The sequence below is a fragment of the Acinetobacter sp. 1000160 genome (assembly GCF_000588715.1).
Taxonomy (GTDB): Bacteria; Pseudomonadota; Gammaproteobacteria; order Pseudomonadales; family Moraxellaceae; genus Acinetobacter; species Acinetobacter courvalinii.
This window is the reverse complement of sequence record NZ_JFWP02000002.1, coordinates 39,011-54,464: the sequence shown is the minus strand read 5'-3', so window position 1 is coordinate 54,464 and position 15,454 is coordinate 39,011. Positions and strand designations below refer to the sequence as shown.

The window sequence follows — 15,454 nt, the reverse complement described above, 5'->3', positions numbered from 1 at the left end:
CGTTGTTAGAATTTGTAGTTAAACTCCAGCCAGGCCTGACGGCCGAATGGTGAATAAGATCCTACTGGATAATATGGCCAGCCGCCTGTGTCATCGTGTTTCACTTTATCAAACAGGTTATTCACAATGATTGATGCAGAGGCTTGGGATGAGATTTGATAGCTTCCACTCCAGTTCACTAAATAAGTCGGGCTTAGATAAGCCGTTTGATTACCGTTTGGAATCTTGCCATAACGATTGACGAGCACCGTTGATGACCAATCACCACGACTCCAGCCCAGACTGGTGTTAAAGCGGTCGCGCCAATCTGGAATGGTCAAATCTTTTAAATAGTTATCTTTCTCGCCATCTTTGGACTGTTGATATTCACGTTCAAGCACACGGCTATAATTCACAGTCCACAGGAAGTTACCCAGACGCTCTGTTTTCCAGCGCCATTTACTGGTGAAATCAATCCCGCGGGTATGGTCTGAAGCCGCATTGATCGGAACAATATTGATATTGTTGATTACATTTGGATCAACAACGGCATTTGCAGGGTTGCGCTCAACTCGTGCTAATGCATCGATACATGGCGCAGAATTGATATCTTGCGTCCCTAAACGACACGCAGCTTCTTGACGTAGAATTTTATCTGGGCTGAGATTGGTCACCAGATTATCAATTTTGATATCCCAGTAGTCGACAGAGAGGTCAAATTTATTACTTGGTGACCAGACGAAACCTGCCCCATAAGATTTACCCTCTTCAGGTTTTAAATCTTTATTGCCTGTTAAGGTGTAATTGGCACCCGGCGAATAATCTTTAAAACTACATTTGTCTAAAGGCTGGCCTGTTTGACTGCAACGTAAATAGTCGGTGGTACTTGGAAAATATCCCTTCTGTTTATTTAAAAACAGATAATTCATATCTGGAGCGCGGAAACTGGTCGCATAGTTACCGCGAACCAATAAGGTTGGATGGGGCCTAAATTCTAGTCCCGAACCGAAAGTGAACTTATCAATACTGTTATCTGACAAGGCATAGCGGTCGTAACGTCCAGATAAGGTTAAATTTAATGGCTTGGCTAAAGGTAAGAACAACTCTGCACCCAAGGCTTGACGGGGACGTGCCCCACCATATTCACCACTGGACGTCGCATTATAAAATTCACCATTTTCCACCGCTTTATCCGGTTTAATAGAAAAACCTTGACGACCAATTTCTGCCACTGCCGCAAGCTTGGCAGTTCCGGCAGGTAATTCAAACACGTCGCCATTTGCACTCAGGGTTAAACTTTGTGCCCATGACTTATCATTTTCCTCAGTCGTGCCTGAAATAGCTCTAAATTCACTGGCGCTCAGTGGTCGACTGATACGATCTAAATGCGGTGAATATATCGGAATGCCATCGGCATCTGTCCCCAATTGCCGGCCTAAGAAATACTCATCAACATTTGAACGGACCAGACCTTGTTTGCGTAATTGACTGGTATAAATCGAGCCATTATAGGCTGCTTCATAGCTCCAACTGCTGTCCCCAATATCGCCACGGATACCAAAGTTTAAATTGGAGGAGAGTTCCTTCCATTTTTTATTGGCTTGCTCAACGCCACCGAGTTCTTCTGGCGCAAAGCGTCGCGTCCAGATTTCATAATTTCCTGTGTCTTGATTGAGAAAATATCCACTACTCGCACCTAAAGAAGTCCATGTCGGTCCACGGGTATTGTTTTCAATTTGGTTGGCCCCAATCAGCACATCTGCGAATAACTGGGTTTTCTCATTGAGTTCATAATCCAGACCGAGATAGCCATTCTGGCTGCGATTCTTGGTCTGCACTGTCCAGTAGGTTGGTCGTGCCAGACCACTGGCACAATTATCAGCTCCCGCTTTTCCGATATTTTTTACTGAACCTTTAAATAGTCCATCAAATGCGTCACACCCCCCAATAGAAAGATACTGGCCAGTGTTGGCATTTTTACGCCCAACAATCGTGTCGGGCTTTTCTCCTCGACGGGTTCGGCTGGTCATAAAGTCCCGGTCTGCTGCCCAGATCGGTTCGCGTCCACTCAGCTCAAGTCCGTACACCAGATTGAGCTTATCCAGTGTTTTACTGCCACTCAGTTGTAGGCGTAGGTTCTCCCCACCTTCTTTGGTCCCACCTGCCTTGATATTGAATTGTGTGCCATCGGTTTTCTTTTTCAGGATGATATTCACGACTCCCGCAATCGCATCCGATCCATAAATCGCGGAAGCACCACCATTTAAGATCTCAATCCGATCAATAATCGCCGTGGGAATATTGGCTAAATTGACAAAATTGACCGCACCATCATAAGGTACAGGATAGTCAGCAACACGATGCCCATTAATCAAGGTCAAGGTATGGTTCGGTCCTAACCCGCGTAAACTGATCGCATTGGCTGCAGGTGTAAAGGTATTGCCATAGTCAGCCCCTTGTACAAAGCCGGTATTTTGGGTCAGGTTATTTAATGCGTCGAAGGCATTGCTATAGCCGTGTTTTTCAATATCGGCCGCAGTAATCACCGTCACACTGGTCGGACCATCCTTTTGAGCTTTGGAAATACGTGAACCTGTAACTGCAACACGTACCACTTTATCCGACGTCGTCTGGGTTTGTGGTTTTTCTACATTGGTCTCAGCATAGCTTTCTAATGGATGAAGGCATGCAAAAAAGACAAAAACAAAACAACCTTTGTTTTTCACGGCCCCAAGATATTTCAAGTAATTTAGATACATATTTATGGATGCATAAAATGAAGACCGACCTAATATATCCACTTTTATTTAGTTGATTTATACTCATTTTTTCTAGTGATATGTAGGATTAAGATATACCAAAAGGTTAATTCCTTATCATAAAAACTCAGAATAAATTAAAGCCTTTTTCCATAAAAAATTGGAGTGAACGCAACATACTCGATTGGTAAACCAGCAAATTTTTTAAAACTCTGATCGAACAACAAAAATCTTTGTTTATTTTCTGATAACATAGCTCACAACTTGTGAATCATGGATCACAAAAAGCCAATCCACCCAGACAACTGACCTCACTCAAAATTTCAATCATTAATGCTATAACTCATGACTATGAATATCCAACAGGCGCTGAACCACATTACCAAAAACATTCATCTGACCCAGTCTCAAATGGAAGATGTCATGCGTAGCATCATGCAAGGCGAAGCAACTGAAGCCCAGATTGGTGCGCTGATGATGGGCCTGCGCATGAAAGGTGAAAGTATCGATGAAATGACGGCGGCTGCACGGATCATGCGTGAATTTGCCATCAAGATCGATGTCAGTGATCTGCCTCATCTGGTGGATATCGTAGGTACGGGGGGTGACGGCCAAAACCTGTTTAACGTTTCTACCGCTTCAAGCTTTGTGATTGCTGCCGCTGGTGCAACCATTGCCAAACATGGTAACCGTGGGGTGTCGAGCAAATCAGGTTCTTCAGACCTGCTCGAGCAGGCCGGTATCCATCTTGACCTGGACATGCAACAAACTGAACGCTGTATTCGTGAAATTGGTGTCGGTTTCCTGTTTGCACCGAATCATCACAAAGCCATGAAATATGCCGCAGCGCCCCGTCGTGAATTGGGGATCCGCAGTATTTTCAACTTGCTTGGACCATTGACCAATCCGGCAGGGGTCAACCGCTTTGTAATTGGTGTGTTCTCCGATGAATTATGTCGCCCGATTGCCGAAGTATTAAAACAGCTGGGTGCAGTGCATGTTCTGGTGGTGCACTCTAAAGATGGTCTGGATGAAATCAGTCTGGCTGCACCAACCACTGTTGCTGAACTGAAAGATGGTGAAGTGACCGAATGGACACTCAATCCGGATGATGTCGGTATTCCTTCTCAAACTTTGTCAGGTTTAGTGGTCAATAGTTCAGAAGAAAGCTTAAAGCTGATTAAAGATGCATTAAGCCGTGATAAATCAGAGATTGGCGAAAAAGCAGCAAATATGATTGCATTGAATGCAGGTGCAGGAATTTACGTGGCAGGGATTACCAAAACCTATAAACAAGCGGTTGAGCTGGCTCAGGATATTCTTTATGGCGGACAAGCGCTCGAAAAAATGAGTATCTTGGCTGAATTTACCAAAACATTGAAACAATATCAGGCAGACTAAGGACTTCTCATGATCGATATTCAAAATACCATTTTAGGTAAAATTGTTGACCGCAAACATGAGGAGCTGGCAGCACGTTTAAAACAACGTAGCTTGCACGATGTTGAACAATGGGCAAGACAGGCAAGCCCTGTGCGTGGTTTTGCCAAGGCCTTGCAACATAAACGCCCGGCTGTGATTGCTGAAATTAAAAAAGCATCGCCGTCTAAAGGTGTGATTCGGGCGGATTTTAATCCGGCAGAAATTGCCCAGCAGTATGAACAAGCGGGTGCTGCTTGCCTGTCTGTATTAACGGATGTGGATTTCTTTCAGGGCGCCGATGAAAATATTGCAATTGCCCGTCAGCATTGTGCCCTGCCAGCTTTGCGCAAAGACTTCTTGGTTGATCCTTATAACGTGGTTGAAGCACGTGCTTTACAAGCCGATTGTATTTTATTGATCGTGGCCTGCTTATCCGATCAACAGCTGGAGGAAATGTCGAAAACGGCATTTGAACAACAGCTGGATGTGTTGGTTGAAGTACATGATGAATATGAATTAGAACGTGCTTTAAAGCTGTCTGAGCAATGTATTTTGGGTGTCAACAACCGCAATCTTAAAACCTTTGATGTAGATTTAAATACCTCATTGCGTTTAAAGAAATTATTGCCTGCTTCTCGTATCTTGGTCACTGAAAGTGGCATCGCTACACCTGCAGATATAGACATGATGCAAGCCAATGACATTTATACTTTCCTGGTCGGTGAAAGCTTTATGAAACAGCCTCGGCCAGATCAGGCATTTAATGAATTGTTTGGTCAGCCTGAACAGATTTGACTTTAAACAACATGAAAGCCCAATTCTTGATAATTGGGCTTCCTCTTTAAGACATATAAAGTTTAATAAATCTTTCCAATTAATTAGATGTTTCAAATTTAAAGCTCAGGAGTTCATTTGATCCATATCGGTAAGGAAGATTTTTCATTTTCTATTCTCAATATAAGTTGTCATAAAGATTTACTCTATCTTACCGTCAACATCAATGGCATTCCTTTTGGAACACTAGATTCTCCTACATATATGCCTAGCTTCATTGGAGCGTTCAAATATCTACTAACAAGCCCTTCATATTTTAATAATAATCTTACAATCGAAAACTTTCTTGAAAATTTATATCCCAATAATCAATTTATAAACTATTATCATTTAACATTAGAGGAAACATTTGATGATTTTACAAACCTTGCGGTAAGGAACAAGAAATCTATTTTTTTCATATTTCTTTTAAATACAAACCCTTTTTTCACTTATGAAAATCTGAAAGAAAATACTCTATATGCTGAATATGTACCAATTACTTCTGTAGAATTTGCCTTACAAGAATTAATAAAATATATAGATTCTCTTTCATAAGAATGTCTTTTTTATTAATTAGATAAGGCTTGATCAACTCGATAAATGCAAGACAGTTCAAATCATCACAGATTCAGACTATAATTTCACACCTCTCTGGTATCTTGCCTATTGTTCTAAAATTATGAGTAAACATGATTCATCGCTTTCTAAAGATCAGTTTAATTTACTGAAAGCCTTTAAAAAGCAAATCTCTAATCCTCAATCCAGCGCGATTGCGAAGCAAGCCGAATCAAAAAAAGCTCAAGCTGCTGAAGAGCTGGAAGATACAGAACTGTTTAAAAAAGCCCTGCTTGGGGTCAAACCGATCGACAATAACAATATTGCCGATACCAAAGTGACGCGTAGCAAAAAAGTTGATGCCCAAACGCTGGCAAAACGTGCTGCGGCAGAAGGTGGTGCTGAGCAAGAGCTGACCGAAATTTCGGATACCCAAGCGATCTTGAATCCGGTTGCAAGTCAGGCTGCTTTAAGCTATCGCATCGCCACCTTACAGCACAAAGTATTTGAAGATTTAAAAGCCGGTAAAATCCGTTGGTTTGAAGCAGTGGATCTACATGGTTGTACTGTTGAACAGGCACGTGCAGCGGTTCTGCAAATCATTCAAATGGCCAAAGACGAAAACCAGAATGTCATCAAGATCGTGCACGGTAAAGGCCCCGAAGCGATTTTAAAAACCTATGTCAACGGCTGGCTCAGACAACACCGTGATGTATTGGCTTTTGTCAGCGCACCTGAAAATCAGGGGGGAACAGGAGCAGTTTTAGTCTTGCTCAAACGTGCTGAAAAGAACCCTAAATTCAAACAGTAATCGGCATTTATATCAAAATTAAGATTTTTAATCGTTTTCTGATACAATTGCCGTTTTTGTTCAACCCACCTAAGTGAACATTGTTATGTCTATGCAGCAATCGTACGCAAATATCTTAACTGCCGTTGGCGAAGACCTGAATCGCCCGGGCTTACAAGATACACCGATGCGTGCGGCGAAAGCTTTTTCTTTTTTGACTTCTGGTTATAGCAAAACGCTTGAAGAAGTTACGAATAGCGCACTCTTCCCTTCCGATAACCATGAAATGGTATTGGTTAAAAATATCGAATTTTATTCGCTTTGCGAACACCATTTATTGCCATTTTATGGCCGTGTGCATATCGCCTATTTACCTGAGGGTCAGGTACTGGGTCTATCAAAATTTGCCCGTATTACTGAAATGTTTGCACGTCGCTTACAGGTTCAGGAAAACCTGACCCAGCAGATTGCTGAAGCTGTTGCTCAGGTCACTCAGGCACGTGGTGTTGCTGTGGTGATTGATTCTGCACATATGTGCATGATGATGCGTGGTGTGGGCAAGCAAGAATCGACTACACGTACGGTTTCTTTTATTGGTGATTTTAAAACTGATAAAGACACACGTCGTGAGTTCTTGAGCGCTGTACCAGAAAGCTATTAATCCGGATTTTGCATATGTCATCCATTCAGCTCGCCGGCTTCGGTCATTTAATACAAAGTGAAGCCAGCATTGATTATCCTCGGCCAGATCGTCTGGTTCAGGGTAATCCTGAACGGCTCACCTATGACCTGTATCAACATCCGCATATGGATTGTGGCATCTGGCAGTGTGAAGTCGGTGCCTGGAAAATTCAATTTGCTGAAAACAAGCAAGAATTTTTTCAGATCATTGAAGGCATTGTGCGTATCCACGATGCAAAAACCAATTCTTTTATTGAAGTCACTGCGGGAAATGCAGGCATTATTCCACCTGCATTCGCCGGAACATTTGAAGTGGTTGAAGCTGTGAAAAAATACTATGTGATTGTAGAAGTCTGATCAGTTATTTTTGAAAATAACTCTGGAAAACTTTGATATTGCGTCATTTCATTCAGGTCGATTTGATAAAGTTTACATAGAATTAAGGCCTCAAAGCGCCACTTTCCAAATAATGCAATGTGATGAAAAAATTTCTTTGACCAATACTTACCTTGTTGCTGGTCCCGTTCGATCTGTTCTACATACTCCCCTATGCTTGAAGCATCTACCTCTGTATTTAGGAGCTGATCGAGCTGTTGAAATGGATAACTGACCGCATAATCAGGACTTATTGATTCCACCTCAAGGTAAGGATAACTGATCAGGTCAATTAAACAATCTGAGGGATAACCCAGTAACCCATCAATGATTTTTACTATGTCGGTTTCATCGCCATAACAGATTGCACAGCACAGCAATAACAAGGCATGTGCATAGTCAGTGGTAAGTTGAATTGCAGTGATACCAGTCGAATGTCCCTGCTGTTGAATCAGAGAAAGTAAGTTTGCATAGGCCAACCAGAACGCATAGACAGACTGATAAATATCGCGGATCTGGTCAGCTGTCAGACCAAGGTCATAACCGAGACGAATCAGATAAGTGATCTCGAGACAGAAATTTTTAAAATAGATGTCCAGTTCTAATAATTGATAAATATCGATAGCTACTGAGGGAAAAAAATCAAAGAATAAATATTCGTTCTGTTTATATTCAATAATTTGCTCTTTAATACTATTCCAGTGATCTAAACAACCTGGCTGTGGCACTCGCCAGTTCTGTGCATCAGAAACTATGCCGTTTAGCACTTCAAGGCATTGTTGTAATTTTTCAAATTCATTAGCTTGATCAATATGATACATGATTAGAAAAACCGTATATAAGCTAAACCTACTTTATTCCAGTCTTTATGATCCTGCTGCTCAAAATCCCAATTCAAACGCATAGCATGATTGGCATTCAAACTATATTGCAGCTGGGTACCGACTCTTAGATTCCACTGACTTAAATCTTGCCAATAGGGTAATTCTACCTGTACCACACTGTTGATATTGTCTGACCATACATTCATACACCCCACTGTAGGCCCGACACCAACGCGCCAGCCTTTATCCAGCGCTTTGCCACCTTGAATATGACTTTGCAGCTGACCATAGCATATATGTCGACGGTCATAATCAGCCAGACTATAGCCGGCTTGCATATTCAGGTTCATCACGCCATGTTGTTTATCTTCACTAAACTTTCCGTTTTCAATAGCTTCCTGTTTCCAGCCCAGATTAAATCCCCAGCTTAAGGGCGATTTAAAAGGTTGAACCGGATTATATGAATTGACCGATAAAAAATCTAAGTGCTCAAGTTTAAGCTTGTCATCGCGATACTGCACGCTACCATCCAGAAACAGTAATTGAGTACCCGTGCGATAGCCTGCTTGTGGATCAATCAAATCGTGATAGGCCTGACGATGCCCAAGTTCGACAAAGCTCTGGCCTTGTATTTCACCCACATTGACTGAAATATTGCGTGCATGATGCCCTTCAACAGGCTGTTTCTGTGGTCGGGTCGGTTCCTGACGTTGTTTATCCACCTGAATCTGACTACGCTCAGCAAGGAGCTGGCGCAGTTGCGGTTGGGCAAAATCAGTATCAACTTTACGGCTAATAAATTGCAGATATAAATCGTCATAGGCCATTTCAAGAATTTTGGCCTGCTCAGACTGACTGTAATTTTTGAGAATTGGCTGTGTCTGTTCAACCTCGGTAAAGGCGACTTTATGTGCAACTTTAGCCAGAGCTGTACCATGCTGTTTGGCTTGAGCAAGTAACTGGGTTTCCAGTGCAGGTCGATAGACCACCTCTTTGACCAGATGTTGCTGATCAACCACCTTCAAGGTTTCAATCGGAATCGCAGCATAATTAAACTGCTGTTTTAAGTTTAAATTCGGACGTACCAGATCAATCAAGCCAAGCAAACGGTAAGCACAGTTATCGCTGACGAAATAGTAGGGAAAACTGACGTGCTGCATTTCCCAGATATGCTCGACCAGAAAGCGGGTTTCTTCTGGTGTCAGATTGAGTTCATATTCCCACAAATCACGGCTTTCAAAATCACCATATTCTTTGACTTTGCGGTAATACGGCATTAATGAATATTCACCGGGATACTGTCCGGTTAAGCCTTTCCATGCATAGGACCAGTTGTCCTCACCTTTCACGGTTGCGGCATAATTGACTGCGTATGACACCAGATTCAGCTGCTTCTGGTCTTTTGGGTCTAGGCGTAACAAGGTATGCCCAAACATCGAACTGGGATTACCCATAAAATCTGTTGCGTAAATCAGGGTGGCTTTATGCGGTTTAATTTGATTAATCCATTCATCAAATTCCACACAATTTACTTTCGGCAGTTGTTGAGGGTCAATCTGAAGCTGCTGCATCAACCAACGGCTGCGTGCAGGGAATTTACAGCGGATCGACTGATTATCTGCAGCTTGCTGAAATAAGGCTTTAATATCAGCTTGTAATTCGCTATTTAAATTTTTTTTACCGTCTTTGGCATAAAAATAACTGGCATAACTGACTTCACTATTTTGTTTTTGATCGGCATACATCAGACGTTGCCATGTAATGTTTTGATCTAATTGTTTTTTTTGAGCAAGGTCCAAATATTGCTGTAAATCCGTTTCAATCGAGGCATGTGCAAAATGACACATTAAAGACGCTATCGTAAAAGTTATTAATTTCATTCAGCAGCAAATATTTTTAAGTATAAGGAAAATAACGATAACAAAACCCTGCCATCAAGACAGGGTTTTATCATGCAGCAAATTAAACGTATGCTTTTAACACCGCATCTTTTGCCATTACACTTTGTAAAGAGTCTAATACCTGAAGGGTATTTTTGTTTTTGCTTGAGTAGATTTCAGCAAAGTTTGCTTTAGATACTGCAAAGAAACGTGCTTTATCATTGGCTTTGATCTGCATTAATTCAGCAAGTACATTCAGGCTCTCACCTTGACCAACTGACATATCACGCGCTAAAGATTCAGCATTTTCATTGGTAAACGTGACCACCTGAGCAGTCACTGTTCCACCCTGACGGCAACCTAAAGTACCAAATGTGATACCGAGTAACTGGTTAGTAAAGATACCATTAGTGGTAGCCGCAAGAATTTTCGGCACTACACCCTTTTGACCCGCCCAAACCTGTGTACCCACACCACAACCTACATCGTTATCAGCCATTGCTACACTTGAACCAGCGGCCAATAATGCAGCTAATGCAATTTTCTTTAACATAGGAACGATCTCCAGCATAAATTATTTAAATATTTGTTATCACTATTGTGTTGTGTAATTGTTTTACACACAAATTAAAATAACCAGCTTGGCTTGTTTTAGCAAATAAATTTTGAAATATATGTGAAATATTCATAATAAAATTTCAAATAATCGAAGATGGTGCTTTTAATTCAGCTGCCACGTCCCATTTTTATCACGATTACCCAAAATTTTTAACACTAAAACCAGACTGAGTAATAATAATAAATACCAAGACCCTAACTTACCCCACCCCACCATATGCCATGCATCCACCTGACTTGGATACAGCCAGATTTGATAGAAAGTACTAATATTTTCAGCAATCCAGATCAGGAATGCCAACAGCAGCAGAACCGGTAACATCGGCACTTTAAAACGATGCTGATGGAGCTGGAAATATAGTCGGGTCTTCCAGAAAATCAACACACTCCAGATAAATAAAGCCACCCGGATATCTGGAATAAAAAACTTAGTCATAAAGTTTAAATACGATAAAACCGCCAGACACAACATTGTGCTAAAACGTGGCAAATCTACCATTGAAACCTGATATAACCGTAACGAGCGCGCAAAAAAACTGCCCACAGCCGAATACATAAATCCTGCGAAAAGCGGAACAGTCCACAATTTAAATACGGCAGGCTGCGGATATTGCCAGGATGCAATTGCAGGATGGGTCAGAAAGATTTCCATCCCCATGGCCATGATATGAAACAAGGCAATGACCTTGGCTTCTGCCCATGACTCTAGTTTTAAATAGATCAGACAAACCTGAATGAGCAAGGCGTAAAACAGCAAATAGTCATAGCGAAAGAAGCCCCAGTATTCATGACTTCCCATCGGTGCCGTGACTGCAAATGCAATCAGCAGCAATAACCCAAATAAGGCAGCCGAAGCTGCCTTAGTGATAAAACTGAGTGGTAATACAATCAACTGCACGAAACTGATCCTAGCCTGTTTAACTTTAAATATCTGTTCAATATCAGCCTAGATATTTCGCACTGTATTCATGTACGGTATCCACAAAAATCTTCGGACGTGCCGGGTCAACCCACTGGGTAATACCATGCCCCAGATTGGCGATATACCCTGTTTTCTCACCATTGGCATAAGCATCATCCAGCATGGCTTTGACCGATTTCTCAATTGAAGCGGCTGAACCATAAAGCACAGCTGGATCTAGGTTACCCTGTAAAGCAGCACGTCCTGCAATAACCTCACGTGCAGTATAAAGCGGAGTGGTCCAGTCCAGTCCAAATGCATCTGCCCCCGTAGTCAGCATATTTTCCAGCCACTGCCCGCCACCTTTGGTAAAGACAATAATCGGAATACGGCGACCATCTTTTTCTCGCTGCAATCCGGCAATGATTTTGGTCATATAGTTCAATGAGAACTCAACATATTCTCTATGCGCCAGTGCGCCACCCCAACTGTCAAAAATCTGGATCGCCTGAGCACCCGCATCAATCTGTGCATTGAGGTAATCAATCACTGAATCTGCCAGATGATCCAATAACGCATGCAAGACTTCTGGCTGTGCATACATCATATGCTTAGTAAAACGAAACTCTTTACTTGAGCCACCTTCAATCATATAAGTCGCTAAAGTCCAAGGACTGCCAGAAAAGCCGATTAATGGTACCTGACCGCCTAAAGCAGATCGGATCGTCGATACCGCATTCATGACATAGGCCAAATCGGACTTGGCATTAAGTTTAGGCAGATTGGCAACGTCTTGTTCAGTACGTACTGTTTTATGAAACTTTGGGCCTTCACCAGTTTCAAAATACAGACCTAATCCCAAAGCATCGGGAACCGTTAAAATATCCGAGAATAGAATCGCCGCATCTAACGCATAACGGCGTAGGGGCTGTAAAGTCACTTCACAAGCAAAATCAGTATTTTTGCATAAAGAAAGAAAATCACCTGCCTGTGCACGCGTTTCCCGATATTCTGGTAAATAACGTCCTGCTTGACGCATCATCCATACGGGCGTGGTGTCTACAGGTTCACGTAATAAAGCTCGTAAAAAACGATCATTTTTCAACGTTGTCATTACCAATCTCTAAATTTTTTCATATAACGCGCATGATAACAAAGTTAGGCTGGAATTTATAATTTGAATTCCCTACAAAAATCCAGCCTTAAAATAAATTTTCGCTTTGACACAAAACTGCTACTGCAAGCGCGCTCATTTTCTGTAATACTTGCAATATCTTATATCTCAATATGAATAATTCATAAGGTTGAATTACATGTTTGTTCGCTCATTACTCGCTATGAGTTTAAGTTGTATTCTTGCTAATGTTGCTTTCGCTGCCCCAACAACTGAGCAACCATTAAATCCAAAAAAAATCGCTGGTTCAGTACAAGATCCGATTGATCCTCTGGCTATCGAGCGTCCAGCTTCAAGTGTTACGGCCCAGCCTGCTTCGAGTGTTGTCGCACAAGCGGCATCAGAACCACAGGTAAATACCGGGGCTGCTTCTGCTGTATCGCAAAAATTAGAAAACACCCCGGATTCAACGACAGCAACTCCCGCTCCCCCTGCCGCTAAAGTGTCATGGACACTGGACAGTATGAATAATGCCGAATGGCCTGAAGGTTTACCGAAAGGACAACTTCCGGCCTATGCACGTGCACATGTCATGCTCAACAATGCCCATGCTTCTCCTGGCGCGATTGATGGTTCAAATGGTAAAAACACCTTAAAAGCCATCGCTTCATTCCAGCAAATGAACGGTATTACCCCAACAGGTCAGCTGACCAAAGAAACATGGGATGCGCTCGTTGCCAAGCAAACCAAGCCAGCCTATGTAGAATACACGCTGACCGATGCTGACTTTAAAGGCCCTTATGCGGATTCAATCCCGTCAGACTATGCCTTACAAGCAAAAATGAAAGGTTTGTATTACACCCGCGTCACAGAAATGCTGGGTGAAAAATTCCATATGGATGAAGGGTTCCTGAAAAAACTGAATCCTACAGCAACCTTTAAAAAACCGGGTGAAAAAATTATTGTGGCCAATGTCCGCAATGATTTACCTGAAGATATTCATTTGATCGTGGCACACAAAGGCGCACGTCAACTGTATTTATTCAACAGCAATAACCGGATGATTGCCTCATTTCCTGCAACAATTGGCAGTACTGATACGCCTTCTCCGACAGGTACCTATAAAGTAGTGGGCGTAGCGAAAAACCCTTGGTATAGCTACTCTCCTTCAAACTTTGTACAAGGTAAGAACCTTAAACCGCTTTCTTTACCACCAGGTCCTAATGCACCTGTCGGTAATATCTGGATCGGTTTAAGCAAGAAATCGTTTGGTATCCATGGTACGCCTAATCCGTCTTTGATTTCTAAGACAGCATCACACGGTTGTATCCGTTTGACCAACTGGGATGCCAATGATCTGGGTGCAAAAGTACGTTCAGGTGTAACTGTAAAATTCCTGGAATAATTCAGAATCGTTCTAAACTTAAAAAACCGGCTATCAGTTTTGATATCCGGTTTTTTTATTGCTTAAATATTTTCTTCTACATGAGGTAAAGGCTGATAATAGATCTGGTTACGTCCAAGCTGCTTGGCTCGATATAACGCTTTATCAGCAGTATGGATCAGCATTTCCTGACTGATTTTTGCATTGCCGTTAAACACCGTAATCCCCAAACTAATAGTGACATAATGGGAAACCATCGATTTTTGATGCGGGATCATTAAGCGGTCAATCGCGCGATAGATATTGGTCGCCACCGCATAGGCCCCTTGAGCTGAGGTTTCAGGAAGCAACACCACAAATTCTTCGCCACCATAACGTGCTACAAAGTCCATATGTCGAATCGAGCCTTTGATCGTTTTGGCAATTTCAGAAATGACCTGATCCCCCATTTGGTGACCATAAAAATCATTATAGTTTTTAAAATAATCAATATCGATAAACAGCACCGACAAGGCGGTAAGCTCTTTACAGGCCTGCTGATAATAATAAGTACACATTTCCTCAAAAGTACGGCGGTTTGAAACATTGGTCAGTTCATCATGCTGACTGAGATGTAACAGTTCAGAGGCCTGCAGGCGTAAAATCTGCTCATCAATTTCCGAAATTTTTGACTTGATAAAGATTTTTCTCTCTTTGGAGGTCAGCATCACACTAATTGAAAAACCCAATAATAAACTGCCAATCAGGGTCCTGCCGATCATGAGAAAATCACAGGGAATATTCAATACATATAGAAATACAACAATGCTTAAGGCCGCAAAAGAACCGATCCACAGCATATGTACCGGTCGAATGCCACTCAGGATAAAACCTAACATGTACAGGAATGCCACCAGCACCATGGCCTGATTTTGCAAGACCACATTGGAGACACTCATCATTAACAATGAGGTCAATACGATGGTCAGAAAAACAATCACACAAACAGCCAGATAGAATACGGAACCTACTTGTTTAAAACGGGACACGGCCCAAAACAGGAACAGCGCAGTACCGACCACAATCAGGCTAAGGATGCTATAAATAAAATCCAGAACAAAATTTTCACTGTTACGAATTACAATGAAATTGGTGGGTAAAATCAGTAATACGAAAATCGTATAGGTAATGACACCCTGACCGAAAAATTGAATAGCATTCATCCGGGTCCGGTCGATATTGAAGTTCCAGAATTCATTTTCCAGATTTTGGGGTAAAGTTTGATGGGCATTTTTGGACTGGACATGTTGGGCAACAAGCTGCTCTAGATCTTCTTTTGACCTCCTTAATTGATCAAGATCATATTGCTTATCCATC

The 15,454-nt window shown here is 42.0% G+C and carries 14 protein-coding genes; 7 read left to right on the top strand and 7 right to left on the bottom strand.

The genetic code is table 11. From position 1 onward, the window contains the following. Nucleotides 1–5: 5 nt before the first annotated feature. Nucleotides 6–2,738 carry a TonB-dependent receptor plug domain-containing protein gene (locus J699_RS14635; RefSeq protein ID WP_032882722.1) on the bottom strand — a complete coding sequence of 911 codons (2,733 nt, stop codon included), beginning with the start codon at nt 2,736–2,738 and terminating at the stop codon, nt 6–8. Nucleotides 2,739–3,089: 351 nt separating this feature from the next. Between J699_RS14635 and trpD the strand changes: the two genes are divergently transcribed. From trpD to J699_RS14665, 6 genes are all read left to right on the top strand, one after another. Continuing rightward, the gene (gene trpD / locus J699_RS14640; RefSeq protein WP_009511060.1) at nt 3,090–4,139 is read left to right on the top strand and encodes an anthranilate phosphoribosyltransferase; all 1,050 of its coding nucleotides are present in this window, start codon (nt 3,090–3,092) and stop codon (nt 4,137–4,139) included. Between the two features lie 9 nt (nt 4,140–4,148). Beyond that, on the top strand, nt 4,149–4,955 hold the full coding sequence (gene trpC / locus J699_RS14645) for an indole-3-glycerol phosphate synthase TrpC (protein ID WP_032866316.1): 807 nt from the start codon (nt 4,149–4,151) through the stop codon (nt 4,953–4,955). A gap of 117 nt (nt 4,956–5,072) precedes the next feature. Continuing rightward, on the top strand, nt 5,073–5,531 hold the full coding sequence (locus J699_RS14650; RefSeq protein ID WP_005231663.1) for a hypothetical protein: 459 nt from the start codon (nt 5,073–5,075) through the stop codon (nt 5,529–5,531). 124 nt (nt 5,532–5,655) lie between these two features. Continuing rightward, nucleotides 5,656–6,342 carry a Smr/MutS family protein gene (locus tag J699_RS14655; protein ID WP_005287961.1) on the top strand — a complete coding sequence of 229 codons (687 nt, stop codon included), beginning with the start codon at nt 5,656–5,658 and terminating at the stop codon, nt 6,340–6,342. Nucleotides 6,343–6,433: 91 nt separating this feature from the next. Next, entirely contained in the window at nt 6,434–6,982 is a 549-nt protein-coding gene (gene folE, locus J699_RS14660) for a GTP cyclohydrolase I FolE (protein ID WP_171062185.1), read from the top strand. A 14-nt stretch (nt 6,983–6,996) separates the two neighbouring features. Next, entirely contained in the window at nt 6,997–7,359 is a 363-nt protein-coding gene (locus tag J699_RS14665) for a cupin domain-containing protein (RefSeq protein ID WP_032866313.1), read from the top strand. On the opposite strand, the gene J699_RS14670 is transcribed toward J699_RS14665, so the two are convergent. The 5 genes from J699_RS14670 to hemE form a co-directional block, all read right to left on the bottom strand. Continuing rightward, nucleotides 7,338–8,198, bottom strand: a complete 861-nt coding sequence (locus J699_RS14670) for a PoNe immunity protein domain-containing protein (RefSeq protein WP_032866311.1) — start codon at nt 8,196–8,198, stop codon at nt 7,338–7,340. The two genes, J699_RS14665 and J699_RS14670, sit on opposite strands and share 22 nt — an antisense overlap. Nucleotides 8,199–8,200: 2 nt before the next feature. Further along, on the bottom strand, nt 8,201–10,081 hold the full coding sequence (locus tag J699_RS14675) for a DUF4105 domain-containing protein (RefSeq protein WP_032866308.1): 1,881 nt from the start codon (nt 10,079–10,081) through the stop codon (nt 8,201–8,203). Between the two features lie 82 nt (nt 10,082–10,163). Further along, entirely contained in the window at nt 10,164–10,634 is a 471-nt protein-coding gene (locus tag J699_RS14680) for a DUF3015 family protein (RefSeq protein WP_005231668.1), read from the bottom strand. A 168-nt stretch (nt 10,635–10,802) separates the two neighbouring features. Then, complete coding sequence (locus J699_RS14685) at nt 10,803–11,597, bottom strand: DUF817 family protein (protein ID WP_032866307.1); 795 nt, start codon at nt 11,595–11,597, stop codon at nt 10,803–10,805. Between the two features lie 43 nt (nt 11,598–11,640). Beyond that, complete coding sequence (hemE, locus tag J699_RS14690; protein ID WP_032866303.1) at nt 11,641–12,714, bottom strand: uroporphyrinogen decarboxylase; 1,074 nt, start codon at nt 12,712–12,714, stop codon at nt 11,641–11,643. Between the two features lie 199 nt (nt 12,715–12,913). Between hemE and J699_RS14695 the strand changes: the two genes are divergently transcribed. After that, entirely contained in the window at nt 12,914–14,119 is a 1,206-nt protein-coding gene (locus J699_RS14695) for a L,D-transpeptidase family protein (RefSeq protein ID WP_032882721.1), read from the top strand. A gap of 62 nt (nt 14,120–14,181) precedes the next feature. Here the strand turns inward: J699_RS14695 and J699_RS14700 are convergent, their stop codons facing one another. Next, nucleotides 14,182–15,453, bottom strand: coding sequence for a GGDEF domain-containing protein (locus J699_RS14700; protein WP_032871507.1), 1,272 nt, complete (start codon nt 15,451–15,453; stop codon nt 14,182–14,184). Nucleotide 15,454 lies beyond the last annotated feature (1 nt).

Coding starts and splice junctions, on each gene's coding strand:
- J699_RS14695 (WP_032882721.1), top strand. CDS start 12,914: ATGTTTGTTCGCTCATTACTCGCTATGAGTTTAAGTTGTATTCTTGCT.
- trpC (WP_032866316.1), top strand. CDS start 4,149: ATGATCGATATTCAAAATACCATTTTAGGTAAAATTGTTGACCGCAAA.
- J699_RS14665 (WP_032866313.1), top strand. CDS start 6,997: ATGTCATCCATTCAGCTCGCCGGCTTCGGTCATTTAATACAAAGTGAA.
- hemE (WP_032866303.1), bottom strand. CDS start 12,714: ATGACAACGTTGAAAAATGATCGTTTTTTACGAGCTTTATTACGTGAA.
- J699_RS14670 (WP_032866311.1), bottom strand. CDS start 8,198: ATGTATCATATTGATCAAGCTAATGAATTTGAAAAATTACAACAATGC.
- J699_RS14675 (WP_032866308.1), bottom strand. CDS start 10,081: ATGAAATTAATAACTTTTACGATAGCGTCTTTAATGTGTCATTTTGCA.
- J699_RS14655 (WP_005287961.1), top strand. CDS start 5,656: ATGAGTAAACATGATTCATCGCTTTCTAAAGATCAGTTTAATTTACTG.
- J699_RS14635 (WP_032882722.1), bottom strand. CDS start 2,738: ATGTATCTAAATTACTTGAAATATCTTGGGGCCGTGAAAAACAAAGGT.
- J699_RS14700 (WP_032871507.1), bottom strand. CDS start 15,453: ATGGATAAGCAATATGATCTTGATCAATTAAGGAGGTCAAAAGAAGAT.
- J699_RS14680 (WP_005231668.1), bottom strand. CDS start 10,634: ATGTTAAAGAAAATTGCATTAGCTGCATTATTGGCCGCTGGTTCAAGT.
- folE (WP_171062185.1), top strand. CDS start 6,434: ATGCAGCAATCGTACGCAAATATCTTAACTGCCGTTGGCGAAGACCTG.
- trpD (WP_009511060.1), top strand. CDS start 3,090: ATGAATATCCAACAGGCGCTGAACCACATTACCAAAAACATTCATCTG.